14 protein-coding genes are annotated in these 26,468 nt (G+C 69.3%); 7 read left to right on the forward strand and 7 right to left on the reverse strand.

Annotation, left to right across the window (positions count from 1 at the left end):
• Position 1: 1 nt before the first annotated feature.
• Genes AB0I53_RS26555 through AB0I53_RS26565 form a run of 3 tightly spaced genes read right to left on the reverse strand, consistent with a single transcriptional unit; the run spans position 2 to position 7,955 of the window.
• A complete protein-coding gene (locus AB0I53_RS26555; RefSeq protein ID WP_358608265.1) occupies positions 2–6,994 on the reverse strand; it encodes a hypothetical protein in 6,993 nt (2,330 codons plus the stop codon).
• Entirely contained in the window at positions 6,991–7,299 is a 309-nt protein-coding gene (locus AB0I53_RS26560; protein WP_358608269.1) for an ESX-1 secretion-associated protein, read from the reverse strand. Before AB0I53_RS26560 ends, AB0I53_RS26555 begins: the two co-directional genes overlap by 4 nt.
• A 32-nt stretch (positions 7,300–7,331) precedes the next feature.
• The gene (locus AB0I53_RS26565; RefSeq protein WP_358608272.1) at positions 7,332–7,955 is read right to left on the reverse strand and encodes a YbaB/EbfC family nucleoid-associated protein; all 624 of its coding nucleotides are present in this window, start codon (positions 7,953–7,955) and stop codon (positions 7,332–7,334) included.
• A 323-nt stretch (positions 7,956–8,278) separates the two neighbouring features.
• On the opposite strand from AB0I53_RS26565, the gene AB0I53_RS26570 reads away from it, so the two are divergent.
• The 6 genes from AB0I53_RS26570 (at position 8,279) to AB0I53_RS26595 (ending at position 12,790) form a co-directional block, all read left to right on the forward strand.
• Positions 8,279–9,670 carry a PLP-dependent aminotransferase family protein gene (locus AB0I53_RS26570; RefSeq protein WP_358608275.1) on the forward strand — a complete coding sequence of 464 codons (1,392 nt, stop codon included), beginning with the start codon at positions 8,279–8,281 and terminating at the stop codon, positions 9,668–9,670.
• A 103-nt stretch (positions 9,671–9,773) separates the two neighbouring features.
• The gene (locus AB0I53_RS26575) at positions 9,774–10,241 is read left to right on the forward strand and encodes a DUF6319 family protein (RefSeq protein ID WP_358608278.1); all 468 of its coding nucleotides are present in this window, start codon (positions 9,774–9,776) and stop codon (positions 10,239–10,241) included.
• Positions 10,242–10,495: 254 nt separating this feature from the next.
• Positions 10,496–10,744, forward strand: a complete 249-nt coding sequence (locus AB0I53_RS26580) for a hypothetical protein (RefSeq protein ID WP_358608281.1) — start codon at positions 10,496–10,498, stop codon at positions 10,742–10,744.
• Between the two features lie 23 nt (positions 10,745–10,767).
• Positions 10,768–11,208 carry a YbaB/EbfC family nucleoid-associated protein gene (locus tag AB0I53_RS26585; RefSeq protein ID WP_358608283.1) on the forward strand — a complete coding sequence of 147 codons (441 nt, stop codon included), beginning with the start codon at positions 10,768–10,770 and terminating at the stop codon, positions 11,206–11,208.
• 2 nt (positions 11,209–11,210) lie between these two features.
• Positions 11,211–11,561 carry a hypothetical protein gene (locus AB0I53_RS26590; RefSeq protein WP_358608285.1) on the forward strand — a complete coding sequence of 117 codons (351 nt, stop codon included), beginning with the start codon at positions 11,211–11,213 and terminating at the stop codon, positions 11,559–11,561.
• Complete coding sequence (locus AB0I53_RS26595) at positions 11,558–12,790, forward strand: WXG100 family type VII secretion target (protein ID WP_358608288.1); 1,233 nt, start codon at positions 11,558–11,560, stop codon at positions 12,788–12,790. Before AB0I53_RS26590 ends, AB0I53_RS26595 begins: the two co-directional genes overlap by 4 nt.
• A 71-nt stretch (positions 12,791–12,861) precedes the next feature.
• Here the strand turns inward: AB0I53_RS26595 and AB0I53_RS26600 are convergent, their stop codons facing one another.
• The 4 genes from AB0I53_RS26600 to rpoB all read right to left on the reverse strand — a co-directional run bounded on the left by AB0I53_RS26600 (position 12,862) and on the right by rpoB (position 21,725).
• Positions 12,862–13,680: a hypothetical protein gene (locus AB0I53_RS26600; protein ID WP_358608291.1), complete on the reverse strand. Its 819-nt coding sequence runs from the start codon at positions 13,678–13,680 to the stop codon at positions 12,862–12,864.
• A gap of 107 nt (positions 13,681–13,787) precedes the next feature.
• The gene (locus tag AB0I53_RS26605; RefSeq protein ID WP_358608293.1) at positions 13,788–14,111 is read right to left on the reverse strand and encodes a hypothetical protein; all 324 of its coding nucleotides are present in this window, start codon (positions 14,109–14,111) and stop codon (positions 13,788–13,790) included.
• Positions 14,112–14,207: 96 nt separating this feature from the next.
• The gene (locus tag AB0I53_RS26610; RefSeq protein ID WP_358608296.1) at positions 14,208–18,119 is read right to left on the reverse strand and encodes a DNA-directed RNA polymerase subunit beta'; all 3,912 of its coding nucleotides are present in this window, start codon (positions 18,117–18,119) and stop codon (positions 14,208–14,210) included.
• A 111-nt stretch (positions 18,120–18,230) separates the two neighbouring features.
• On the reverse strand, positions 18,231–21,725 hold the full coding sequence (gene rpoB, locus AB0I53_RS26615; protein WP_358608299.1) for a DNA-directed RNA polymerase subunit beta: 3,495 nt from the start codon (positions 21,723–21,725) through the stop codon (positions 18,231–18,233).
• A gap of 1,472 nt (positions 21,726–23,197) precedes the next feature.
• Here rpoB and AB0I53_RS26620 point away from each other — a divergent pair.
• The gene (locus AB0I53_RS26620; protein ID WP_358608302.1) at positions 23,198–26,335 is read left to right on the forward strand and encodes a CHAT domain-containing protein; all 3,138 of its coding nucleotides are present in this window, start codon (positions 23,198–23,200) and stop codon (positions 26,333–26,335) included.
• The last annotated feature ends 133 nt before the right edge of the window (positions 26,336–26,468 follow it).

A 26,468-nucleotide genomic window follows, 5' to 3' on the forward strand; every position in this document is an offset into this window, starting at 1 on the left:
CTCACTCCCGCCCGCGGTCGATCAGGTGGATCTTCCACTCACCCGATTCAGGGTCGAAATGTTGCTTCGAGACCTCGAAGCGGTTGCCGTCCGGCCACAGGATTTCCCGCTCGTCCGGGTTCATGAACTCCAGATCCTTGGCATAGCGGGGGTTGTCGATGACGAACTGAACCCGATGCCTACCGTCCACCTTGCCGAACTGGTCGAGCGGAGCATCCTTGCTTGCGCTGGTGAACGCGTTTTCCGTAACCATGCCGCCTGGCTTGTAGCGCTCCAGCAGCGCGTCCAGGTCTTGCGGTTCGACGCTGATGTGCCGGTAAGCGGTCGAGCCCGCGTAGTCCGGCATCTGGTTGAGGGCGCTGCGCAGGGCCTTGATCTCCGGCGCCAGGTACTCCAGGTCGATTTTGTCCAGGGTCCGCAGCGCATGATTCATTTGCATCGCATCCTCGCCCACGTAGCGGCGGAAGGCCACCGCTTCGACGTCGGGGAGGTGCGCCAATTGCGGGTACTCCGCGCGCAGCTTGGCGACGCTCTCCTCGAACGTCGTGCCGCGCAACCGGCTTCTTTCGATGCGTTCCCGGTATACCTGGCGATCCGCCTCGGTAGCCCGGAAGTCGGAACTCTGCTCGCCGACCACTTCGAGCGCGTCCGGCTTTTCAGACTCGGGCGCGCGCGAACCCAGGTCGGGGTCGTGTCCATCCAGGTCAGGCGCGTGCGGGACCGCATCTGGAGCGTGCGTGCCCAGGTCGGGCCCATGGGTGGTTGGACCGCTGGGCGAGTCGCCTGGACCTCCCAGGAGGTCCTCGATCTTGGACCGCACCGGGGGCTCGTGCGTGGTGGCCGGCCCGTCGAAGTCCGAGAGGCTCTTCGACGGGCTGTCCGGGGATGAGCCGGGGCTTCCGCCGCCAGAGTTGTGGCCCAAGGTGTGCGTCGGGGTGACGTCCATCCTGGCCCACGACTCGCGAGCGCTCAGACCAGGCCCGGGGGAACCCGCCGACTCCCCGGTGTGTGAGGGGTCCGGGCTCGACTTGGGCGGGTCGAACGGGCTGTGCCCATCAGCACCCTGCCAAGGCGACGAGCCCGAAGTCCCCGGCTGCGTCGGAGCGGGGTCGACGGCGCTGTCCGGGAGATCGTCCGGCACACCGTCGCCGTCCGGCGATTCGTCCAGCTGATCCCACGGCGATTTCTGCTCTTCAGCGGGCTTCTCGCCCACATTTCCCGACTGTTGGTCGGAGTCCACATCGCTGGACGTGTCGGCGTCGGCATCGTGATCCGATGCCGGGGTCGGCCGCGAAGCCGGGTCCGGCTTGGGATCGAACGGGCTTCCGCCATCCGATTCCCACCACTTCGGCGCAGGCTTCGTTGCGTCGCTCGGGCTTGGGGCGTCGGTCTCGGTGTCCAGGTCCCCGTGCTGGCTGTTCGACGGGCTGGATGGTTGGGACGGAGTCGGCTCGAAGTCCTTCTGCCGGTCCGACGAATCCGCGCCGCTCGTCGAGTCCGCGGGCTCGGGCGACTTCTGCGGGGCTGGTTCGAAGTCGTTCTGCCAGCTTTCGGCTTGCTGGTCGGTGCGCGGCGCGGTCGTGTCCGTCGGTTTGCCCGGCTCCGGTGCGTGCGACGGCGCATCGGCCGGCTTCGGCCCGGGACCGTTGGTCTCGGCGGGTGGTGCATCCGAGCGGTGGCCGGCGGGTGCCTGGGGCGAAGTGCCCTGGCCCTGTGCGGAATCCGGTCGGCGCGGGGCTTCCGGTGACTGCGGTTGCCGGGGGCCGCTGACGTCTGCCGGTGGTTGGGCAGGACGCGAACTTCCAGGCGTAGGCGGTTGGCCGCCGGCGTCGGTGGATGGCGCCCTGGTTGGGGACGACGGGCCGTCCATGCGGGGGCCTCGGACATCCACCGGCGGCGCCGCCTGGCGCGGAGCCGCAGGCGCTGGGCGCGGACCGCTGACATCCGCGGGCTGCGGTGCCGACGGACGCGCAGATGGCGCTGCGGGCTGCTGAGGCGCACTCGGCTGCCGACTTGCCGGGAACTGCGGTGCCTGGCGTTGCGGGCCAGCGGCGGGTGATGCTCCTGCCGCAGGTCGGTTGGGCTGCTGGGGCGATTGCTGCGCATTCGCAGCGGGCGGCTGCTGACGCATCCCTTGCTGCTGCGGCGCGCCATGCGGCGTGGCTGCCGGGGGTTGCTGCTGCCGTGCAGGGGGCGGCTGTTGCCCGAACTGCGGCGCAGCAGCCGGCGGCTGTTGTGGTTGCCGCGGAGGTTGTGCCGGTTGCTGCTGCATTGGTTGCGGCTGCTGACCGGCATGTGGTGCCGCAAGCGGCTGCTGCCCCGCGTGCGGGGGTGCGGGTTGCTGCCAGGCGTGCGGAGCGGCCGGTTGCTGGTGGATCGGCTGTTGTCCCGCGTGCGGGGCAGCCGGTTGCTGGTAGTTCGGTTGCTGCGGAGCCTGCTGCTGCATCGGCTGCTGGTGCGGCGATTGCTGAGGTGCCGCCGGGTGCTGTCCGGCCTGCTGGTGCGACCCGTATCCGGACTGCGCCGTCATCGGCTGCGGAGCCTGAGCAGGTTGCGAATGCGGCGCAGCTGGTGGCGGCTGCTGGGCCTGACCCGCGTTCGGTGCCGACTGGTGACCCGGTCCTGCCTGCGGTGGACCGGCGTGGGGCACCTGCTGCGGCGGGTTGTTCGGGACGAACTGGCCGGTGTTCCGGTCGACGTAGCCCGTGGGTTCCCACTGGTTTTGCGGGTTGAACCGGCCCAGGTCGTGGTAGCCGTCGGCGTCGCGGTGGACCGGGACCCAGCGGCCGAACTCGTCGGTTCGGCCGTGCGCGACCCACGCGCCGTTTTGGTCGTAGTGCCCGTTGGGGGCCAGTTGGCCGTTGGCGTTCAGGTGTCCCGGCACCCAGCGGTTGAGGTTGTCGAGCTGCCCGTGCGGGATCCACTTGCCGTGGACGTCGAACTCGCCGTGCGGCACGAACTCGCCGTTCGGCATGACGTGCCCGGGTATCGGCTCGTTGTAGGCGTCGGGCCGCGAATGCCAACCGCCCCAGGCGGGGCCACCCGGGTGCTGGAACTCCTTCGGCGGTTGGTCGCCGTAGCCGCGTTGGTGGGCTGCGTCTGCTTGGTGGCCGAAGCGGGTCCACTCCGGTTCGTGGCCTGGGGGGAACGGGCTGTCGTGGACCGCTTTGGTTCCGTCCGGGCCGAAGCTGACCCATTGGCCCGGCTCGTCGAAGCGCGGCTGCGGCGTGCCCGAGGCGTCCGGGTGGAACTCCGCTCGGCTGCCGCTCGCGTACATGTTGCCGAAGTTGTCGACCCAGGCGTCCTTGTTGGGCGCCAGGACCTCCACACCGAGTTCCTTCGACAGCTGCTGGGCGAAGTTCGGGGAGCCGTCCGGCAGGTCGGCGCCGGTTTGGCAGGACAGCAGGCGGACCGGCTCTCCGTGTTTGTACCCGGGCGCGCCCTTGATGATCTCGGCCAGTTCCTTGGCCGAGAGTTCCTGGCCGTTGAACTTCACGCCGTTCGGGCTGCCGTGGACCTCGACCGTGAACCGCTTCGGATCCACGGCCGGCCGCGGCATGCGCCGAGCGGCATCCGCCCCGTTGAAGTTGGAACGCGGGGCATCCTGGATCATCGAGAGCCCGGAATCCGTGTTGCGGATCCCGAGTCCCTTTCCGCCGAGCTTCTCGCGCAGCTCGTGGGAGATGTCCACCGGCTGGCCCGGGCCGATCCTCTCGTTCCAGCGGTGCTCGAGCGGCTTTTCCGGCGGCCTTTCGGCGGCCATCGACTCCGCTGTGGACCGTGGCGGCGCTTCCGGTTCCGGTTCCGGAGAGCGCGGGCGTTGCGGCGGCTCGTGGTAGCCGAGGGACTCGGCGCGAATCCGGGCGTCCTCGACCACACGCTGCTGCCAGCCGGGCCCCCAATGCCGGACGCCCTCGCCCTTCACGTTAGCGAAGTCCTCGTGCTTCACGTCCGCGTACTTGTAGCGATCTGCGTCGGCGTGCCGGGCCGCCGCCGGCGGGCGGCTCACCTGCGGCGCATCCACGCGCGGAGCGTGCGGGCCGTCGACGCGGGGTGCGTCCGGACGCGGGGCGTCCGGACGCGTGCCCTGCGGGCGCGGATTGGCGGGATCGTTCAGGCGGGACGGGGTTTCCGGCTGCCGCTGGCGCGGCATCTCCGGGCCGCCGTCCGTTCGTCCACTGCGGACAGATCCGTCGGGGCCGCCGGGGCGCGACGGGCCGTCGGGACGTGCCGGGGCATCCGGGCGCGCGGGACCGTTGGGCCGGGCTGGGGCATCTGGCCGAATCGAGCCGTCGGGTCGAATCGGACCGTTGGGGCGCGCCGGGGCGTCCGGGCGCACCGAGCCGTTCGGACCGTCTGGGCGCACCGGACCGTTCGGGCGGGCTGGGGCATCTGGACGTACCGAGCCCGGGGCGTCGGGGCGCGGTGAGCCTTGGGGGCTGGCCGGACCGTTGGGCCGGGCCGGCGCGTTCGGGCCGTCAGCGCGAGCCGGACCGTTCGGCCTGGCCGGAGCGTCCGGGTGTGCCGATCCGCTGGGGCCGTTCGGGCGCATCGGAGCGTCGGGCCGCGCCGGACCGTTCGGGCTTGCTGGGGCATCCGCGCGCGCCGGACCGTTGGGGTGTCCAGGCCCATTCGCATGCGCCGGAGCATTCGGGCTCGCCGGGCCGTTCGGCCTGGCCGGACCACCCGGCTGCGCCGGGCCGTCGGCCCGCGGCGACCCTGCGGGGCCTCCCGGCTGCGCCGGTCGCTGACCGGCTCCGCCGGGGCGGTGCGGCGAGCCCGGCTGCGCCGGTCCGCGCCCCGCCGGGGAGCCCTCGGTGCCGCGTGGCCGCGGCGCCTCGGGGCCGCTGGGCATGCTTCGCCCGGCTGCGCCGGGGCTTCCGGGGGTGCCCGTCCAGCCGCCGCCCGAGCCCGGGCGGCTGCCGCCTGGCGAGGACGACGGTGCGCCTCCCGGCGCGCCTGCGGCCGCGCCACCCGCGGCTCCGCCGCCGGCGGCGGGCTGGTCCGGGCGTGCCGAGGGCGCGTTGGGGGGCGGTGCGGCGACGCCCATGTCCGCCGGTCGTTCCGGCGCGCTCACGCTGGCGGTCGAGGTATGCGCCGGGGTGGACGGCGGGCGGTTCGCGACGTCCGGGCCGAAGCCGCTCCCGGTGGGAGCCGGGCCACCGCCCGAGCCACCACCGACATGGCCGCCCGAACCGCCTCCGAGGTGCGGCGATCCGCCGCCCGAGCCGCTCCCGCCGGTGGCCGAACCGCCGCCGGAGTGCGACCCCGCACCGGAACCATCGGCCGGCGCCCCGTCCGGCGCCGATGCGACGCGTGGGCCGCTTTCCGGGGCCGCGGACCGCGCGTCCGCACCGCCGTGACCGCTCGATCCAGTGTCCATTGAGGACGCGCTTCGCGGCGCATCGGCCGACCCGCCGGAGCCCGTGTCGGCAGCGCTACGACCGGACGATTCCGGCGCGTGCGAGCCCGAATCGGTACCGGCGCGTGGCGAGTCCGAACCGCTCGGCGTCCCGGAAGAGCCAGAACCGCCGTGCGAACCGGAACCATCGGTCGAAGAGCCGGAACCACCGTGGGAGCCCGAACCATCGGGCGAAGAACCCGAACCGCCGTGCGTGCCCGAACCGCCGGGCGAAGAACCTTGCGAATCCGGGCCATTCGATGAGGAACCCGAGCCGCTGTGCGAACCGGCAGCCTCCGGCGAAGAACCGGAGCCGCCATGCGAACCCGAATCATCCGGCGATGAAGACGAGCCGGAACCGCCGTGCGAGCCCGAGCCGGGAGCGTCGGTGCCGCCGGAGCCGCTACCCGTCGATGTGGAACCGGAACCGCTCGTGCCGCTGCCCGTGGGGCTCGAAGTCGAGCCGTTACCCGATCCCGTTCCGTCGCCCGCGGAACCGGAGCCGTCCCCGGACGAACCGGAACCGGTCCCGGCCGACCCCGATCCCGTTCCGTCACCCGTCGAACCCGACCCGGTCCCGGTCGATCCGCTCTCGTTGTCGCCGCCGTCCGAGCCGCCACCGGGTGCGTCCGGGCCGCCGAACTTGGCGTTGTGCTTGCCCACGACGTCCGTGCCGAAGACGTCGTCGACCTTCTTCCAGGTCTTCTCCGCCAGCTTGTCGCCCAGTTTGCCCGCGACGTCCAGCTTGTCCGCGACCTTGCCGACGTTCGTCGCCGCGGTCTTCACTCCGTCGGCGGCCTTTTTCCCCAGCTTGCCGAGGGCCTTCATGATGTCGCCGAAGACCTCGACCAGCTTGGCCAGCTTCGGCGCCACGTTGCTGATCGTCTTGATCAGCTTGGTGACGATCTCGGTGATCTTGCCGACCGTCCTGGCGATGAACGAGACCGCCTGCGGCACCACCCAGGCCAGCGAGACTCCCGGCGGGGCCAGCGCTTCCAGCGCGTAGGTGATCAGGCGCGAGATGCAGTCGGCGACCAGGTCGCGGACGAACTCGCGGACGAACGAGACGACCTCGCCCATCACCGTGACCACGGTGCTGATCGTGTTGGCGAGTTCCGCGGCGCCGGCGAGGGCTTCGCCCTTCTCGGCGGCGTGCTGGCGGTAGGAGTCGCCGGCCGCGCCGGTCCACTGGGCGGTGTCGGCCTTGACCGCGTCGTTGTACTGGGTGGCGGCTTCGCCCACCGCCTTGGAGACGTTCGCCCAGGTCTCCCCGTACGCCTTGACGCCGTCCGGGTCGCCGGCGAACCAGTCCAGCGCCTCCTTCAGCGGCTCGACGTGCTCGATCAGCCATGACAGGCCGTAGGACAGCAGGGTGCCGATCGGGTCGGTGGCGATGCTGACGACTTCCAGCGCCAGCCCGCCGTAGGCCAGCCCGGTCTCGACCCAGCTCGACCCGTCGTTCAGCGACGAGACGTCGTTGATGGATTCGGCGATGCCGATCCCGGTGCCCCACCCGGCGTCGCCGGTGCCGGCGGTGAGCGGGCCGGGCCCGTCCGGATTCTCCTTCTGCTGCGCGACGAGCGGGTTGCTCATACCTCGATCCCGCCGATCAAGTCGCTGCCCTCGTCGTCGGCCGACTGGTAGTCCTCGGCGGCGCCGCGCACGTTCTCGGCGACCTCCTGCATCGCCTCGACGGCCTTCTGCAGCGTCTGGACGCCGTGCTGCTCCACCGGGTCGAGCATCCAGGCGAAGGGACGGCAGAGGATCCCGTACGCGTCGTTGTCCAGCGAAACCTGCTGCGACGCGTCGACGGCGACGTTCAGCTGATCCACCACACCGTCCACTTTGGACGCATGGGTGCGCAGGTTCTCAATGACGACGTTCATCTCGTCCGGCATCGCAAAGGGCCCCTCGAGTCAGCTAGGCAGGATCAGCGCAGGAAGGAACCGCCGCCGAAGTCGTCGTCGAAGTCGTCCGGACGACGTCGCGACGGCGGCTGCTGCGGTGGGGCGGCCGGACGCTGGGGCGGCGTCGGCGGCTGCGGCGGGACCGGGGGCTGCGGCGGAGCCGGGGACTGGCGCCGCTGCTGCGGCTCCTCGTAGTCGTCCTCGACGCCGTACTTCATCTCCTGCAGGCCGGAATCCCGCCTCTGCGGCTCTTCCTCGTCTTCCGGCAGATCCGGGAAGTACTTGCGGGCCTGGCCCAGCACGTGCTGCGCGGCGGAATCCTCCAGCCCGACCGTGCCCGCCACGGCCTGCTGCATGAGTTCGGGGACCTTCGCCTGCGCGGTCTGCACGGCGCGCATGATCTCGGCCGCCAGCTTCGCCATCGGGCGGTTGCTGGCGTTCTCGGAGAGCTGCAGGTTCTGCAGGATGCCGGCGGAGTTCACCGTCACCTCGATCGCGCCGTCCCGGGAGGACTCCGTCACCGAGATCTGCTCGATCTCCTGCTGCATCCGGCCGAACTTCTCGGCCTTCTCGGTGGCCCGCTCCTGCCACTCGCGAACCATCCGCTCAGCCGCGCCGATGTCGCGTCCGACGTCCTCAGGCAACACGTCCCCCGACCCGCTCCGCCGCGCACCGGCGGGAGCGCTGCGCCACCACCCGGCGACTACGCGCGATCCCCAGCCCTAGCACGGTTTCCTTCTCGATCTCGTCCTGCGGCGGGAACCGTATCAACCGCGCGCGAGAGACCGGATCGGATCGGCCGGATTTCCCATGTAGTGACGATCACGGGCGGGCCGGAAGCACCGGGCCGCGAGCCATTCGGACGGTCAAACAGCCCAAAAGGTTCACGGCCGGAGCAAGCGGCGCGGGAACGGGACGGTCGACCGAAGTCGGGGTCGGCGAATCGGGCACTTCGGTAGGCTCGACGGTTGTGACAGTCGGATGGCCCGCTTCGTTGGATCTGCACCTGGATTGGGTGGGCCGACCCGACAGCAGCAAGCTGGCCGAGGCGCTGCGCACCGCGATCCGCGACGGCCGCCTCCCGGCCGGCAGCCGCGTTCCCTCCACCCGCGCCCTGGCGCAGGACCTCGGCGTCGCCCGGGGCACCGTCACCCGCGCCTACGACCAGCTGGTCACCGAGGGCTTCCTGCTGTCCCGCCAGGGCGCGCCGACCACCGTCGCCGAACGGCTGGCAAGCCCGGACCCGATCGCCGCCCCGCCCGACCCGGAAACGCCGGCGCCGCGCTGGGACTTCCGCCCCGGCCGGCCGAACCTCAGCTCCTTCCCGCGCCGGGACTGGCTGGCCGCCAGCCGCCGTGCCCTGCAGACGACTCCCGACGGCGACCTCGACTACGGCGACCCGCAGGGCCACCCGGCGCTGCGCGAGGCCCTCACGGAATACCTGGCGCGGGTCCGCGCGGTGGCCACCACGCCGGACCGGATCATCATCTGCAACGGCTACTCCCAGGCGTTGTCGCTGCTCAGCAAGGCCCTGCACGACCAGGGGCTGGACTCGATCGACTTCGAGGACCCGTCCCTGCCGCAGCTGCGCGCGATCCCCGCCAACCTCGGCATGGCGGTGCGCGGCGTGCCGGTGGACCGCGACGGCATCGACGTCGCGCAGCAGCTCAGCCGGGCCGTGGTGGTCACCCCGGCACACCAGTTCCCGCTCGGCGTCGCCATGAGCTCGGCCCGCCGGACGGAGCTCGTGCAGCTGGCCAAGGCCGAGGACCGGCTGATCATCGAGGACGACTACGACGGCGAGTTCCGCTTCGACCGCCGGCCGATCGGCTCGCTGCAGGGCATGGCGCCCAACCACGTCGCCTACGCGGGCACGGCCAGCAAGACCCTCGCCCCCGCCCTGCGGCTCGCGTGGCTGGCGCTGCCGCCGCAGCTGGTGGCGCCGGTGCGCACGCTCAAGGAGCACAGCGGGCTGCACGCCCCACTGTTCGAACAGCTGGCCATGGCGGAACTGATCCGGTCGGGCGCATACGATCAGCACGTCCGCCGATCGCGCGCCGTGTACCGGAGGCGACGGGAGCAGCTCCGCGATGCGCTGAGCGGCATGCGCGCGAACCACCGGCCCTACCCGGCCGGGATCTCGGCCGGACTGCACATCACCCTGCAGCTCGACCCGGAGGGACCGACGGAGCGAGAAGTTCTGACTCGGGCGCGGAAGCACTCGGTGGAGCTCGAAGTACTCGGGCCGCACTGGGTTTCGCCCGGCCAGCAGCCGCCCGGCGTGGTCGTCGGCTACGCCGCCCCCGCGGAGCACGCCTTCCGCCCCGCGCTGCAAGCATTGGTCACCGTTCTGCAGCGGTGACCTGATCGGGCGGCACCGCTGGATCGCCCGACATGTCCGCACCACCAGAGGGGAACACCTGTTCTATTCTGGGTTCCCCCGCCGCGACACACAGGAGACAGAATTGACCGAAGAGCAGACGAGCACCGAGCAGACCGCGTCGGCCGAGTCCGAGCAGGCCCAGCCGGAGTCGACCCAGCCCGAATCGGCCGAGCCCCAGTCGGCGCAGCCTGAGTCGGCGCAGCACGAAGCCGAGTCCGCCGACTCGGCCGACTCGGCGCCGAAGAAGCCGCGGGCCCGCAAGCAGAGCGCCGCCAAGAAGACCCGGACGGTCGAGCTCACGCTGACGGTCACCGGCACCGCCGACGGCGAGTGGCAGGCCGACCTGATGCACGCGGGCAAGCGCATCGTGCAGGGGCTGCCGGTCGCGGCGGCCGCGGTGTCCAAGGCGGCCGCCGAGCTGCACCAGGACATCTCCGACACGATCGAGAACGTGCTGAACGAGGCGCGTCAGCAGCACGAGGCGAAACTCGCCGAATTGGAGGCCGAGGTCGAGCGGGTCCGCAAGGCCCTCGCCGAGCTCGAAGGCTGACAGCTGCGAACAGCCGGGCATGCCGTGCCGGCCCCTCGACGACACGGCATGCCCGCCGCAGTCCCGGCATGGTCGGCTCCGCCGACCGAACTACCGTGCGGTAACCCGCGCGGTGGGAGACTTCCAGACGCGGCGGCGGCCCCGCAACTCCGGTACCGGCCAGTCGATCGAGCCTCATGCTAGCCGCATGAACTGCGCTCCCCTGGCACGAGAATCCGCCCAGAAGCCGCACTCCCCAGCTTCACCGCCTCCTGATGACCTCACCGAAATCGCATTGGTCGGGCCAATTCCGGGCGGCCGATCGAGAAACTGCGCGCGTCATTGCGGTAAACGGTGGCGGCGCGGCCGATGAAATCGGCACCGAATACCGGAAATTCGAACGCAGTGGCGATGACCAGCTGGGACGCCTGGACCGGAAAGCGTTGCGCCAACTCCGGGATTTTTCCGAGTATTCGACCCGCCACCCCGGCCGATGGGCAAGGATAGCCGATCAGAACCAATGAGCACTGGGCCGAGGAGGCGAATCATGTCGGCGGATCTGGATGATCTGCAACGCAAACTGGATGCGCTCAAGGAAGCCGGCCGTCGGGCCGAGGAGCGGATGGGCGATTTCGGCCAGATGCGCGAGCAGATCAGCGAGCTGCAGGCGGCCGCCACGTCCGCGGATCGCTCGGTCACCGTCACCGCCAGCCCCGGCGGCGTCACAGGCATCGAGTTCACCCAGGACGCGATGCGCCTGTCGCCCGCGCAGTTGTCCAGCACCGTCATGAGCACCTTGCAGCTCGCCGTCGCCGAGGCCGCCCGCAAACAGGCCGAGATCGTGCAGGAGTACGTGCCGGACAGCGACGTCCTCGACCGAGTGCTGCGCACCCAGGACGAGCTGTTCGGCGCGCACCCCGAGCAGCAGCACCAAGCGCCGGTCGACGACGACGAGCAGCCGGATTCCTTCCTCGACGGCCGGAGATGACGATGCCGGGTTACAAAGCATCCGCCGAAATGATCATGCAGTGCGGCGGCAACATCGGCGGGATGAACGCCGACGCGAAGGCCGTCCGGGACAAGGTCGCCGGCGCCGAGGTCCCGGAGGTGTCGTGGGGCCTGCTCGGCCTGGCCACCACCTACAGCTCCTACCGCGACCTGCTGGAGAAGTTCAAGCAGCACCTCGACGAGATGAGCCAAGGGCTGACCAAGGCGGGCGAGGACATCACCGCCTGTGGCCGTGACTACCAGGAATCCGACCAGTCGATGGCCGAGATGTTCAGCAAGATCCTCGGCGAGGTCGGCAAGGGCGGCGGCGGTGGCGGAGGTGGTTCCTGGTGACCGGCAACGCGGAAGCGATCAGCGAGAACAGCGCACTCAACCCGGCGGCCCCGCGCGTCGACGGGTCGGCGTTCGGGAAGCTGCCGTTCGTCAAGGACATCATCAAGGCCAACGACGACGCCGGTAAGGGCGACGTCGAGGCGCTCAAGGGCGACATCGAGAGCTACCTGTCCAGCGCGACCAGCTTCGCGCTGGACCCGATGGGCTTCCTCATCGGCACCGGCGTCGAGTTCGTGATCAACTTCGTGGCACCGGTGCGCGACGCGATCCAGCTCGTCACCGGCGACAGCGAGGCGCTGGCCAAGGGCGCGCAGTCGTTCGCCGAGGTCCAGGGCGAGATCGACAAGCTCGGCCAGAACCTGACCGACAGGCTGGACAGCGAGCTCGCGGACTGGGACGGCGAGGCCGCCGACGCGCTGCGCAAGAAGATGGCGAAGTTCGTCGACGGCGTGCACGCCACCGGCGGCCAGGCGAACAACATCTCGCAGCTGCTGCAGATGAGCGGCACCATGATGGAAGCCGCCGAGGGCGTGATCAAGGGCATCCTCGCCGACTTCCTGACCTGGGCGATCACCACCTGGATCACGGCAACGGCCTCGGCGGGCCCGACCTTCGGCGGCTCGATCGCCGCGGCCACCGCGGTGACGACGGCGGAAGCGGGCATCACCTGCGCCCGGGCCGCCCAGCAGATCCAGAAGATAACCAAGATCATCGGTCACATCATGGACGTGATCACGGCGATCAAGGCGATCCTGGACACGATCCGAATCATCGAGAGCGTCCAGCAGATCACGGACGGAAAGCCCGGCGGAGACGGCGGCAAGAGCCCGGCGGACATCGGCAGCAAGATCCTCGGCGGAGTGACGAAGGAAACGGCGGACGAGCGCAAGGTCGTGGGCCAACTCGGCACAGGATTCCAGTCCGAAGCTGAGGACCGCGGCTACACCGTCGACGACAAGTCGGGGCACGTCACGGAGATCGACGCCGACGGCAACATCACCGAGCGAGACAAGACCACCGGTGACCCTGTCGTGAACGATGACGGCACGACGTCCACGTACCAACGCGATGCACCGTCCTACGGCGCGAAGGACGTCGCCAAGTCCGGCTTCAACCAGGTCGCCGGCGGTCTCGGCTCCGCCGCCGACGCCCTGGAGAAGCAGGCCCAAGGAGGCGGTTTCACCGACGTCCCGCCGGACGAAACGATCAGCGGCGACCTCAACTGGTGAACCGCTTGATCAAGTGACGAGCGAAGGGCCCTTCAACCGCTATACCGGTCGAAGGGCCCTCACAAGGTAGATCAGCCGAATGGGAGCCGCAGCTGCGTGAGCGGGACGTGCTGGCGGTCGGCTGCTGCGGCGGCTGGGTCCTGGAATGCGGCGGGCGGAATCCAGCTCGTCACGTGATGCGCCCATCCCAACAACTCGTCAACCGTGTCCGGCCGGAAGAGCTGGCGGCTCGTCCAGAACATCACTTTTCGACCAGACAGCCGGAAGAGCGGTGTGCTGGGCACCTTCAGCCCAGCGAAATTGCTGAACGACTGGTACAGCCAGTGCAAACGTTCCGGAGTCACCACTGCGTGTGCGTATTCCGGGCTGGCCCCGGAAATGTCGTAGGTGAATGCGTTCGTCGATCGGCTCGGATCGCCGATCTGCACGGTCGCGACCGAGCTCCCCTCGGAACTCCCCTTGGAGCGCCCGAAGCCGAGCAGGCCACGCAATCCACCCGACTTTTCGCGCCGCCGGGAGACCAGGAGCTCCGGCACGGGCGACGGCAGCTCCAGCACCGCGACACTGGTCACCGAAGTGGCGGTGCCGGATTTCGACGTGGTCATCTGCCGATCGGAAGTGGTCGAATAGTACGAACCGGTTGTCGCCGTGTATTTGTACGAGCTCGCGATCTGCATCACCAGCGCCGGCATGCCCTGGTGGAGACCGGCCAGCAACAAGGGAATCCCCTTGTGCTCGTAGTCGTGGAACGGTGGCCCGGGCAACTGGTCAAGCACGTCCCCCGGCACGTCCCGCGCCATTCGCCAACTGCGCTGCGCCGCCCACTGCTGAAACGGATCACCCGCCGGCGGGTGCATCGGCTGCTGCCACGGTTGTCCGGGCTGATTCATCCCCGCCTCCCATCACCGCCGCACACCGTATCTGCCAAGCCCCTGCCGGCCAACCAGGTCTGATCAGGTGTCGTGCGTGGGACGAGTGCCTCTGACCTCGAAGAAGATCACGCCGACGGGACCTGGAGCCGGGTCAGCGGAACGTGTTGGCGGTCGGCTTCCGCTGCCTGCGGGTCCTGGTACGCGGCAGACGGGATCCACCGCCGGATTTCCTCGGCTGTTCCGAGGAGATCGTCGAGCACGACGGGATCCTTGAAGTCGCGGCCGCACCAGACGATGATCTTGCGGCCGGACAGGCGAAAGTGGACCTCGCCCAGCGTGGTGTTCGGCGCCGGGCCGTGCCCGTCGCTGTACAGCCACCGCGTGCGATCCGGTGTCACCACCGAGCGCGCGTACTCCGGCGAGGCACCGGAAACGTGGTAGATGTTCAACGAAGCCGACCCGGCATCGATTCCTTTGACCCGCGCATAGAGAAGGGCCCCTGTCCGGAGGAGTCGGACAGGGGCCCTTTGGTTCAACTAGCTACTTCAGCGGTAGTCGCGGCCGAAGTCGTAGTCGTCCAGCGGAACCGCCGCACCGGTGCCGGTGCCGAACACATCCGGGGTGTAGTAGCTGTCGTCGTAGGACGGGATCGCGTACGCCGCGGCCCGCGCCTCCTCCGTCGGCTGCACCTGGATGTTGCGGTACCGGTTGATGCCCGTGCCTGCCGGGATCAACTTACCGATGATCACGTTCTCCTTCAGGCCGACCAGCTTGTCACTCGCGCCCTCGATCGCGGCGTTGGTGAGGATGCGGGTCGTCTCCTGGAAGGAGGCCGCCGACAGCCACGAATCGGTGGCCAGCGACGCCTTGGTGATGCCCATCAGCACCGGACGGCCGGACGCCGGGTCGCCGCCCTCGGCGACGACGCGACGGTTCTCCGACTCGAACTGCGAGCGCTCGACCGGCGAACCGGGCAGGAACTCGGTGGCACCCGAGTCGATGATGATGACCCGGCGCAGCATCTGACGGACGATGACCTCGACGTGCTTGTCGTGGATGCCCACACCCTGCGACCGGTACACCTCCTGCACCTCGCGCACCAGGTGCAGCTGGGCCTCGCGCGGGCCCATCACGCGCAGCACCTCGTGCGGGTCGACCGCACCTTCCAGCAGCTGCTGGCCGACCTCGACGTGGTCGCCGTCGGCGATCTGCCGCTCGGTGCCGTCCACCGAGATCGCCGCGAGCCGCTGCCGCTTGGACAGCTTGTCGTAGACGATCTCCTCGCCGCCGTCGTCCGGAATGATGGTGATCTTCCAGTAGCGGTCGTTGTCCTCCATCCGGATCCGGCCCGAGGTGTCGGCGATCGGCGCCTTGCCCTTCGGGACCCGGGCCTCGAACAACTCCTGGACACGCGGCAGACCGGTGGTGATGTCGTCACCGGCGACGCCGCCCTGGTGGAAGGTACGCATCGTCAGCTGCGTGCCCGGCTCACCGATCGACTGGGCGGCGACGATGCCGACGGCCTCGCCGACGTCCACCAGCTTGCCGGTGGCCATCGAACGGCCGTAGCAGACCGCGCAGACGCCGACGCCGGACTGGCAGGTCAGGACGCTGCGGACCTTGACCTTGGTGACGTTGGCGGCGAGCAGCTTCTCGATCGCCGGGTCACCCAGGTCCGAACCGCGGGCCAGCACGATGTTGCCGTCGGCGTCGGTGACGTCGTCGGCCGTGGTGCGGGCGTAGATGCTGGTCTCCACGTGCGCGTCGCGCAGCAGCTTGCCATCCGGCAGCAGCTCCGCGATCGGCATCCGGATGCCGCGCTCGGTGCCGCAGTCGGTCTCGCGGACGATGACGTCCTGCGAGACGTCCACCAGACGACGGGTCAGGTAACCCGAGTCGGCGGTACGCAGCGCGGTGTCGGCCAGACCCTTGCGGGCACCGTGGTTGGAGATGAAGTACTCCAGCACCGACAGGCCCTCGCGGAAGTTCGCCTTGATCGGGCGCGGGATGTACTCACCCTTCGGGTTCGACACCAGACCACGCATACCGGCCAGCTGGACGACCTGGGTCATGTTACCGGCGGCCCCGGACTTCACGATCACGCTGATCGAGTTGTCCTCGGGGAAGTTCAGCTCCATGGCCTCGGCGACCTCGTCCTTGGCAGCCGTCCAGACCTTGACCAGTTCGGCGTTGCGCTCCTGGTAGGACAGCGCACCGCGGCGGTACCGCTTCTCGACCTGGTCGGCCTTGGCCTCGTAGGAGTCCAAGATCTCGGTCTTGTTCGGCGGCACGACCACGTCGGTGATCGACACGGTCACGCCCGAACGGGTCGCCCAGTGGAAACCGGCGTCCTTGAGCTTGTCCAGGGTCTGCGCCACGGTGACCATCGGGTACCGCTCGGCCAGGTCGTTGACGATCGCGGCCTGCTTCTTCTTCGGCAGCAGGTCGTCGACGAACGGGTAGTCCTCGGGCAGCAGCTCGTTGAACCACACGCGGCCGAGGGTGGTCTCGGCCAGCCACGGCTGACCGGGCTCCCAGCCCTCCGGCAGCTGCGCCTTGTTCGGCACCACGTCGCGCAGCCGGATCTTGATCTTGGCCTGCAGGTCCAGCGCGCCGCGGTCGAAGGCCATGATGGCCTCGCCGACCGAGGAGAACGCCAGGCCCTCGCCCTTGGCACCGTCCACCTGACGGGTCAGGTGGTACAGGCCGGTGACCATGTCCAGACGCGGCATCGCCAGCGGCCGACCGGAGGCCGGCGACAGGATGTTGTTACTGGACAGCATCAGGATCCGGGCCTCGGCCTGGGCCTCGGCCGACAGCGGCAGGTGGACCGCCATCTGGTCACCGTCGAAGTCCGCGTTGAACGCCTCGCAGACCAGCGGGTGCAGCTGGATGGCCTTGCCTTCCACCAGCTGCGGCTCGAAGGCCTGGATGCCGAGGCGGTGCAGCGTGGGAGCACGGTTGAGCAGCACCGGGTGCTCGGCGATGACCTCTTCCAGCACGTCCCACACCTGCGGGCGCTGGCGCTCCACCATCCGCTTCGCGGACTTGATGTTCTGCGCGTGGTTGAGGTCGACCAGCCGCTTCATGACGAACGGCTTGAACAGCTCGACCGCCATTTCCTTCGGCAGACCGCACTGGTGCAGCTTCAGCTGCGGGCCGACCACGATGACCGAACGGCCGGAGTAGTCGACGCGCTTGCCGAGCAGGTTCTGGCGGAACCGGCCCTGCTTGCCCTTGAGCAGGTCGGACAGCGACTTCAGCGGCCGGTTGCCCGGGCCGGTGACCGGACGCCCGCGACGGCCGTTGTCGAACAGCGCGTCCACGGACTCCTGCAGCATCCGCTTCTCGTTGTTGACGATGATCTCGGGAGCCCCGAGGTCGATCAGTCGCTTGAGGCGGTTGTTGCGGTTGATCACCCGGCGGTACAGGTCGTTGAGGTCGGAGGTCGCGAAGCGGCCACCGTCCAGCTGCACCATCGGACGCAGGTCCGGCGGGATGACCGGCACGCAGTTGAGCACCATGCCGCTCGGGTCGTTGCCGGTGGCCTGGAAGGCCGCCACGACCTTGAGCCGCTTGAGGGCGCGCAGCTTCTTCTGGCCCTTGCCGCTGCGGATGGTCTCGCGCAGCAGCTCGGCCTCGGCGCCGATGTCGAAGGTCGACAGCAGCGACTGGATGGACTCGGCGCCCATGCCGCCGGTGAAGTACTCGCCGTACCGGTCGTAGAGCTCGCGGTACAGCATCTCGTCGGCGATGAGCTGGCGGGGCTCCAGCTTGGTGAAGGTCTCCCAGATCTCGTCGAGCTTGTCGAGCTCGCGCTGCGCGCGGTCGCGCAGCTGCTTCATCTCGCGCTCGGCGCCTTCCTTGACCTTGCGGCGCTGGTCGCTCTTGGCGCCCTCGGCCTCGAGCGCGGCCAGGTCGGCTTCGAGCTTCTGGGCCCGGGCCTCCAGGTCGGCGTCGCGCTGGTCAGCGACGCGCTTGCGCTCGACGCTGATCTCGCTCTCCAGCGTCGACAGGTCGTTGTGCCGCATCTCGGTGTTCACCGAGGTGATCACGTACGCGGCGAAGTAGATGATCTTCTCGAGGTCCTTGGGGGCCAGGTCGAGCAGGTAGCCCAGCCGGGACGGGACGCCCTTGAAGTACCAGATGTGGGTCACGGCGGCGGCCAGCTCGATGTGACCCATCCGCTCACGACGAACCTTGGCGCGGGTGACCTCGACGCCACAGCGCTCGCAGATGATGCCCTTGAACCGGACTCGCTTGTACTTACCGCAGTAGCACTCCCAGTCCCGGGTCGGGCCGAAGATCTTCTCGCAGAAGAGCCCGTCCTTCTCCGGCTTCAGGGTGCGGTAGTTGATGGTCTCGGGCTTCTTGACCTCGCCGTACGACCACTGGCGGATGTCGTCGGCCGTGGCGAGGCCGATGCGGAGTTCATCGAAGAAGTTGACGTCAAGCACGTCGGGTCTTCTCCCTTGATCGAAAGGTTCTGCCGGGTACCACCGGCAGCGGTGCCAGGATGGGTCGGACGCCGGTCCGCGAGATCAGATCCCGCGGACCGGCGGCGAGGTTCAGTGCGCTAGGTCGTCGACGGATGCCGACTCGTTGCGGGACAGGTTGATGCCGAGGTTGGCCGCGGCACGCTCCAGGTCCTCGTCCTCGCTGTCGCGCATCTCGATGGCCGCACCGTCGCTGGAGAGCACCTCGACGTTCAGGCACAGCGACTGGAGCTCCTTCAGCAACACCTTGAAGGACTCCGGGATGCCCGGCTCGGGGATGTTCTCGCCCTTGACGATCGCCTCGTAGACCTTGACGCGGCCGACCACGTCGTCGGACTTGATCGTCAACAGCTCCTGCAGCGTGTACGCGGCGCCGTAGGCCTGCATGGCCCAGCACTCCATCTCACCGAAGCGCTGACCACCGAACTGCGCCTTACCGCCCAGCGGCTGCTGGGTGATCATCGAGTACGGGCCGGTCGACCGGGCGTGGATCTTGTCGTCCACCAGGTGCGACAGCTTGAGGATGTACATGTACCCGACGGCGATCGGGTACGGGTACGGCTCCCCGCTGCGGCCGTCGAACAGCTGGGCCTTGCCGTCGCCGCCCACCATGCGCTCACCGTCGCGGTTGGGCCTGGTGGAGGCGAGCAGACCGGTGATCTCCTCCTCCCGCGCACCGTCGAAGACGGGGCTGGCGGTGTTGGTTCCCGGATCCACTTCGTAGAGCTCGTCGGGCAGGCGCTTGGCCCAGTCCTCGTCTCCGTTGATGGACCAGCCCTGCGAGGCGATCCAGCCGAGGTGCGTCTCCAGCACCTGGCCGATGTTCATCCGTCGCGGCACACCGTGCGTGTTCAGGATGATGTCGACCGGGGTGCCGTCCGGCAGGAACGGCATGTCCTCGGCGGGCAGGATCTTGCCGATGACGCCCTTGTTGCCGTGGCGGCCGGCGAGCTTGTCGCCGTCCTGGATCTTGCGCTTCTGCGCGACGTAGACCCGCACCAGCTGGTTGACGCCCGGGGGCAGCTCGTCGTCGTCCTCGCGGTTGAACACGCGGACGCCGATGACCTTGCCGGTCTCGCCGTGCGGCACCTTCAGCGAGGTGTCGCGGACCTCGCGGGCCTTCTCGCCGAAGATCGCGCGCAGCAGCCGCTCCTCCGGGGTCAGCTCGGTCTCGCCCTTCGGCGTGACCTTGCCGACCAGGATGTCGCCGCCCTGCACCTCGGCACCGATGCGGATGATGCCGCGCTCGTCGAGGTCGGCCAGCACGTCGTCGGAGACGTTCGGGATGTCCCGGGTGATCTCCTCGGCACCGAGCTTGGTGTCGCGGGCGTCGACCTCGTGCTCCTCGATGTGGATCGAGGTGAGCACGTCGTCCTGCACCAGGCGCTGGGACAGGATGATCGCGTCCTCGTAGTTGTGCCCTTCCCACGGCATGATCGCGAGGAGCAAGTTCTTGCCCAACGCCATCTCGCCGTCCTCGGTGCACGGCCCGTCCGCGATGACCTGTCCGGCCTCGACCCGGTCGCCCTCGTTGACGATCGGCTTCTGGTTGATGCAGGTGCCGTGGTTGGACCGGGAGAACTTCTGCATCCGGTACGAGCGGCGGGTGCCGTCGTCGGCCATCACCGTGACGTAGTCGGCGCACAGCTCCTCGACCACACCGGCCTTGTCCGCGGTGATCACCTCACCGGCGTCGACCGCGGCGCGCAGCTCCATGCCGGTGCCGACCAGCGGAGCCTCGCTGCGCAGCAGCGGCACCGCCTGACGCTGCATGTTCGCGCCCATCAGGGCGCGGTTGGCGTCGTCGTGCTCGAGGAACGGGATCATCGCGGTCGCGGCGGAGACCATCTGCCGCGGCGAGACGTCCATGTAGTCGATCTCGGTCGGCGCGAGCAGCTCGACCTCGCCGCCCTTGCGTCGACCCAGCACCCGATCGTCGACGAAGTTGCCGTCGTCGTCGATCGGCGCGTTGGCCTGCGCCTTGACGTAGCGGTCCTCTTCGTCGGCGGTCAGGTAGTCGATCTGGTCGGTGACCCGGCCGTCGACGACCTTGCGGTACGGCGTCTCGATGAAGCCGAACGGGTTGACCCGCGCGAACGTGGCCAGCGAGCCGATCAGACCGATGTTCGGGCCTTCCGGCGTCTCGATCGGACACATCCGGCCGTAGTGCGAGGGGTGCACGTCTCGGACTTCCATGCCCGCGCGCTCACGGGACAGACCGCCCGGGCCGAGCGCGGAGAGCCGGCGCTTGTGCGTCAGGCCCGCGATCGGGTTGGTCTGGTCCATGAACTGCGACAGCTGCGAGGTGCCGAAGAACTCCCGGATCGCCGCCGTGATCGGGCGGATGTTGATCAGGGTCTGCGGCGTGATCGCCTCGACGTCCTGGGTGGTCATCCGCTCGCGGACGACGCGCTCCATGCGGGACAGGCCGACCCGGACCTGGTTCTGGATCAACTCGCCGACGGTGCGCAGGCGCCGGTTGCCGAAGTGGTCGATGTCGTCGACCTCGACCGGCACGGTCGCGCCTTCGCCCTCACCACGCGCGGGCATCTCGGTCTCGACGGCGTGCAGCCGGACCAGGTACTCGATCGTGGTGACGATGTCTTCCTCGGTGAGCACGCCGGTTTCGTACGGCTGGCCCAGACCGAGCTTCTTGTTGACCTTGTAGCGGCCGACTCGGGCGAGGTCGTAGCGCTTCTCCTTGAAGAACAGGTTCTCCAGGAGGGTCTGCGCACTCTCCTTCGTCGGCGGTTCGCCCGGGCGCAGCTTGCGGTAGATGTCCAGCAGCGCTTCGTCCGTGCCTGCGGTGTGGTCCTTCTCCAGGGTCGCCATCAGGGTCTCGGAGAAGCCGAACCGCTCGCGGATCGCCTCGGCCGACCAGCCCAGCGCCTTCAGCAGCACGGTGACCGGCTGGCGGCGCTTGCGGTCGATGCGGACGCCGACGGTGTCGCGCTTGTCGACGTCGAACTCCAGCCACGCACCGCGGCTGGGGATGATCTTGACGCTGAAGACGTCCTTGTCCGTGGTCTTGTCGACCGACTGGTCGAAGTAGACACCGGGGGAACGGACGAGCTGGGAGACCACGACCCGCTCGGTGCCGTTGATGATGAAGGTCCCCTTGTTGCTCATCATCGGGAAGTCACCCATGAACACCGTCTGGCTCTTGATCTCGCCAGTGGTGTGGTTGGTGAACTCCGCCGTGACGAACAGCGGGGCCGCATACGTCATGTCCTTGTCCTTGCACTCCTCGACGGAGGCCTTGACCTCGTCGAAGCGTGGGTCGGAGAAAGACAGCGACATCGATCCGGAGAAGTCCTCGATCGGGGAGATCTCGTTCAAGACCTCCTCAAGACCACCAACCGGATTCTCCTCGCCGGCGTCGACCCGGCGCTGGAACCAGGCCTCGTTACCGACAAGCCATTCGAAGGACTGGATCTGCAGGTCTAGCAGGTTCGGCACGTTCAACGGTTCGCGAATGTTCGCGAACGAGACCCGCTTGGGTGCCCCAGGGATCCCCGACGTGTAGTTGGAAGCTGCAGAGACCTTGGTCGCGCGGGAGACTGCCAAGATGCGTCCTTCCGGGACTCTGAACTGGCTACAGCCGCATCAGCGAAAGTGCCCGGCGAAGTGACCGACGGGGTCCGTACCCGCTGGCACAGTTCGCTAACACAGCTGTCAAGGGTGCAATGGCGCCCACGATCCTACGGTCCGGTGCAGGACAGACGGAAAGAGGGCAGCGCAAAGTAGCAGTCTAGCCGGAACTACGCCAGCTGTCGAGGGGGCCCACCGATGGCGGCCCAGCCCCGCGTTGAGCACCAGAGTGAACCCGAGCGAGCCCGCAGTCAAGAGATCACGCTTCGATCACCCTCGTGGCGCAAAACACGATCACCGCTCGTGACCACTGGAGGCATTGTCCTGCCTGGTCAGCGCGCTACCTCCAGGTAACTTCAGGTGCCTCCGAGCGACACTCCCGACACCCCTCCGAACGGCCCTTGACAGCCCCGCCGGCGATCGCCCCACGAGTGACGAGCGCCTCAACATCCGGGATCGCGTTCCCTATTCCTGGGACGACTCCGCCGAACGGAGTCATTCCCACAAAGCAGCCCTGCCACATTCACCCCGTGTGCTCACATCGACACCTGCAGTCATTTTCAATCGCGGGAATTCGATCTTCGAATTCTCGATCTCGCCTGGGGAGGCAGGAGTGCCGCCAAGTACACAGCGTCGCGAATCGCGCACCGTGCGCAAGATCGGGCGATTGCCCGCCGTTCTGTCCACACCCGCGACGCCCCGGCGGTAGGGCATCGTGAACTCGATCCGGAACGGGGGCTTCGAGGACGGCCAGGGCCGCCGGGCCGACGCGATCGCCTTCGACGAGGTGCGCGTTGGCCAGTTGGCGGAAAGGTCGGCTGCAACATGTCGACGAGCCGGGCGCCAAGCGGCCGTCGGATCATCACGATGACGAAAACAAACAGAAAGCCGATCAGGAATGGGGACAATTCACGAAAGCCATCGGGCAGTTCGCCTTGTCAGCCGGAGCGATCACCGGCGCACCGGACAGGGCTCGGCGGGCCGATCGGGCCGGGATTCCGGGCCACCGGCCTGGAGCGGCCGGCCGGGACCGAGGACGGGAAATTCGCGGCGAAGGACTCCGGCCACCCGGACGGCGCGACCAGATCAGTCCTATATGGGCAGTTGTGGGATGGGCACGGATCGCGCATGGTCCTGCACAACGGGAAACATCCGGCCGAGGCGAACACCGAATACGACGACGTCCGCGGCGCGGCCGACCTCGAAGTCGCCGCCGCCACCGTGTGGTAGTCGTGAGTAGTAATGGTCGCAATAACGACCTTTTCCCCTCACGAAGCGGTATTTTCTGATCACGAGCACTTAACGAATCGCCCTGTCGGGCACAACTGCCCGACAGCACGATCTCAGGTGATGCACGCGGGCTATTCGACGCTCGCGTCCGCCGGTAGCGTGATACGCCCCACCTGTTCCAGGTGCCCCGGGTGAGCAGGCCACAGGAGAACGAACCGATGACAGACGATGCAAGCCGCGCGAGCGAACGGTTCAGCGGGCTGCAGCGTTCGACAGGGGGGCCGGACCGCGGTAGCTCCAGCTCCAGCTGGTTCTCCGCCGGGCCGGACGACGCCACGCCCCCGCCCAGACAGGCCCCGCAACCTCCCGAAGCGACGGCCCCCGAACCCCGGCGCAGCGCCGAGCAGCGCTACGCGGATGCCATCTCCGCGATGAACAAGATCGTCACCACGCTGGACTTCGAGCAGCTGCCCTGGGTTGCTGAGGTGTTCCGGGCGACCGCCGGAGTGCTGCACGAGACCGATCCCGCGCGCGCGGGCGTGCTCAACAACCTGGGCAGCGCCGCACAGCTGACGCACCTGCGCAGCGGCGCGCTGGCCGACCTGGAAGACGCGATCTCCTACTACCGGTCGGCGCGGGACTCGGCGCACAGCAGCGACCAGGACCGCGTTCTCTACCAGTGCAACCTCGCGCTGGCGCTCACCGATCTCGCGAACAAGACCGACAGCGCCACCGCTGCCGAAGAGAGCGTGCAGGTCGCGCGGGAAACCGTCGAGCAGACGCCGCGTCGCGACCAGCGCCGCGCGATGGCGCTGATCCGGCTGGCCAACGCGTTGCGGCTGCACGCCCGGCTGGCCAACGCGCCGCGGTCCGACGACGAGTCGATCGACGTGTTCCGGGAGGCCGCCCGGATCTCGCCGGCCAACGACCCGGCCACTTCCGAGCTGCTGATCAACCTCGGGGCGGCGCTGCTGCGCCGGTTCGAGCGCGGCGGCTCGCCCGAAGACCTCGACGAGGGCATCAAACACCTCGGATCCGGCGCCGGTGCCCTCGCCGACGGCGAACCGCGGCGGGCCGCGCTGTGCCACCTGGCCAAGGCGCTGCGGCTGCGGTTCCAGCGCAACGGTGATCTGACCGACCTCAACTCGGCGATCAGCGAGCTGATCGGCGTGCTCGGGATGCTGGACAGCGGGAATCCCTTGCTGGGCACGGCGATCTGGCATCTCGCCGCGGCGACCGTCGAGCACGTGGACGCCACCGGCGAGGCGAGCCAGCTGCGCCGCGTGCTGCGGCCGATCGCCCCGGCGGTGCGCGCGATGTCCGTCGACGACCAGAGCCGCGCCGACGCCCTCACCGGTTATGCGACCTTGCTGCGCAGGCATTTCCTGCACGGCGCGGAGGCCAAGGTGCTGGACACCGCGGTCACCGCCGGGGAGGCCGCGGTGGAGGCGGCGAGCACGGAGCAGCGCGGCGCGATGCTGCACTCGCTGATCACCACGTTGATCGGCCGCTTCGAGCACCACGGGGAGGCCGTCGATCTGGACCGGGCGGCCGAGCTCGCGCGCGAAGCCGCGAAGGGCGATGCCGCGTCGCAGCCCGCGGCGTGGGCGCAGCTCGGCATCGTCTCGGCGCACCGGTTCCGGCTGACCGCCAAGACGAAGGACATCGAGGCCGCGATCGAGCTGCTGGACCAGGCGCTCATCGCGATGCCGGCGACCGCGCCGAACCGCGCGGGCATCGCCGTCCACCTGGGCCGCGCCCTGCGAACGATCTACCAGCGCAGCGGGCGGCGGCGGTACTACCGGTGGGCGCGCAAGGTGCTCATGGACGCCGCCGAGCAGCTCAACGCCCCTGCCGACCAGCGGATTCGGGCGGCGAGCCTGTCCGGCCGGATCTGCGCGCAGGCGCACCGGTGGTCGGAGGCGCTGGAATCGTTCGAGGTCGCCGTCGACCTGCTGCCACTGGTCACGCGCGGCAAGCGGGTCGTCGCGTCGCCGGCCGCGCAGCAGCGGTGGGCGTCGATCGCGGCCGATGCCGCGGCGTGCGCGTTGGAGAGCGGCGCGCCGGAGCGGGCCGTGGAGCTGCTGGAGCACGGGCAGAACGCGGTCCTGTCCGATTTCCTGCCGATCGGCGGAGAACTCGGCGCGCTGCACCGCACCCACCCGGACCTCGCGGACGAGGCGGTGCGGGTACGACGGCTGCTGGACCGCCCGGCGGACGAACCGGCGCTCACCGGGTCCGACGACCGGATGCAGCTGGCGCACACCTGGGAGGAGCTGCTCGCGGAGATCCGCGCCGTGCAGCCGGGCCACCTGCTGCGCACGCCGATCCAGGAGCTGTCGGCCGCGGTGCCGGACGGTTGCGCGGTGCTGGTCAACCTCAGCCGCTACCGGTCGGATGCGCTGGTGCTCATCGCGGGGCGGGTGCTGACCGTGCCGCTGCCGAACGCCGCGCCGGAAACCGCGGCCGACCGAGCGTGCGAGCTGCTGGCCGCCGCGCAGCAGGACGATCACGAGGCGCTGGCAGACTCCCTCGACTGGACCTGGGACCGGATCGCGCGCCCGGTCATGGAGCGGATGGGCTACCTGAGCATGCCGGAACCCGGCGCCCGGTGGCCCAGGATGTGGTGGAGCGCCCTCGGCGCGATGGCGTTCCTCCCGGTGCACGCGGCGACCTCGCGAACCGGCGAGTCCACGTTGGACCGGGTCGTGTCGTCGTACACCCCGACGCTGGGCTGCCTGCTCCGGGCGACGCAGCGGCCGGTGCCGACGGGCGGCAGGGCCCTGGTCGCGGCCGGTTCGGCGCAGCAGGTCGGGCGGGAACTGCCGCCGCAGAACCAGGTCCTGGCGCAGTACTGGCCGTCGGCGGAGATCGCGGCCGTGGAGAGCGCCAGCGCGGCGGAGATGCTGCAGATGCTGCCGGAGCACCCGTGGCTGCACGTGTGCGAGCCGAGCTCGCAGTTCCCGGCGCAGCCGGCGGCGGCCCTGCTGCTGGACCGCGAGTCACCGCACCGGCCGCTGGGCGTGGTCGAGCTGGGCCAGGTGCCGCTGGAGGAAGCGGAGTTCGGCTACCTCGGCCAGTGCGCGACGGCGGCCGACCCGCCGTGCGCGGCGGCGGTGTCCCTGCCCGGAGCGCTGGGCTTCGCGGGATTCACGCACGTCATCGGCACCCTGTGGGAGATCGACGCGGAAAGCGCGGTGCAGGTGCACGCCGATGTCTACAGCGCGGTGTTCGGCGGCGAGGAGTTCGACACGGACCGCTCGTCCTACGCCCTGCACAACGCGGCCCGCCAACTCCGGTCCCGCTATCCGGAAGAGCACTGCCTCTGGGCGGCCCACGTCCACATCGGACCGTGACCCAGGCGCCGGGCGACTTCGGAGCGACGTTTCCTGCAGGCACGGGGCCGTGAGTCTTTTGGGTCGCCATAGCAGCCCATCCGATCAGGTCGGTCAGGCCCTTGTCGAGCGGATTGCGGCCGGCGTAGGTGCG

Source organism: Saccharopolyspora sp. NPDC050389 (assembly GCF_040655595.1).
Taxonomy (GTDB): Bacteria; Actinomycetota; Actinomycetes; order Mycobacteriales; family Pseudonocardiaceae; genus Saccharopolyspora.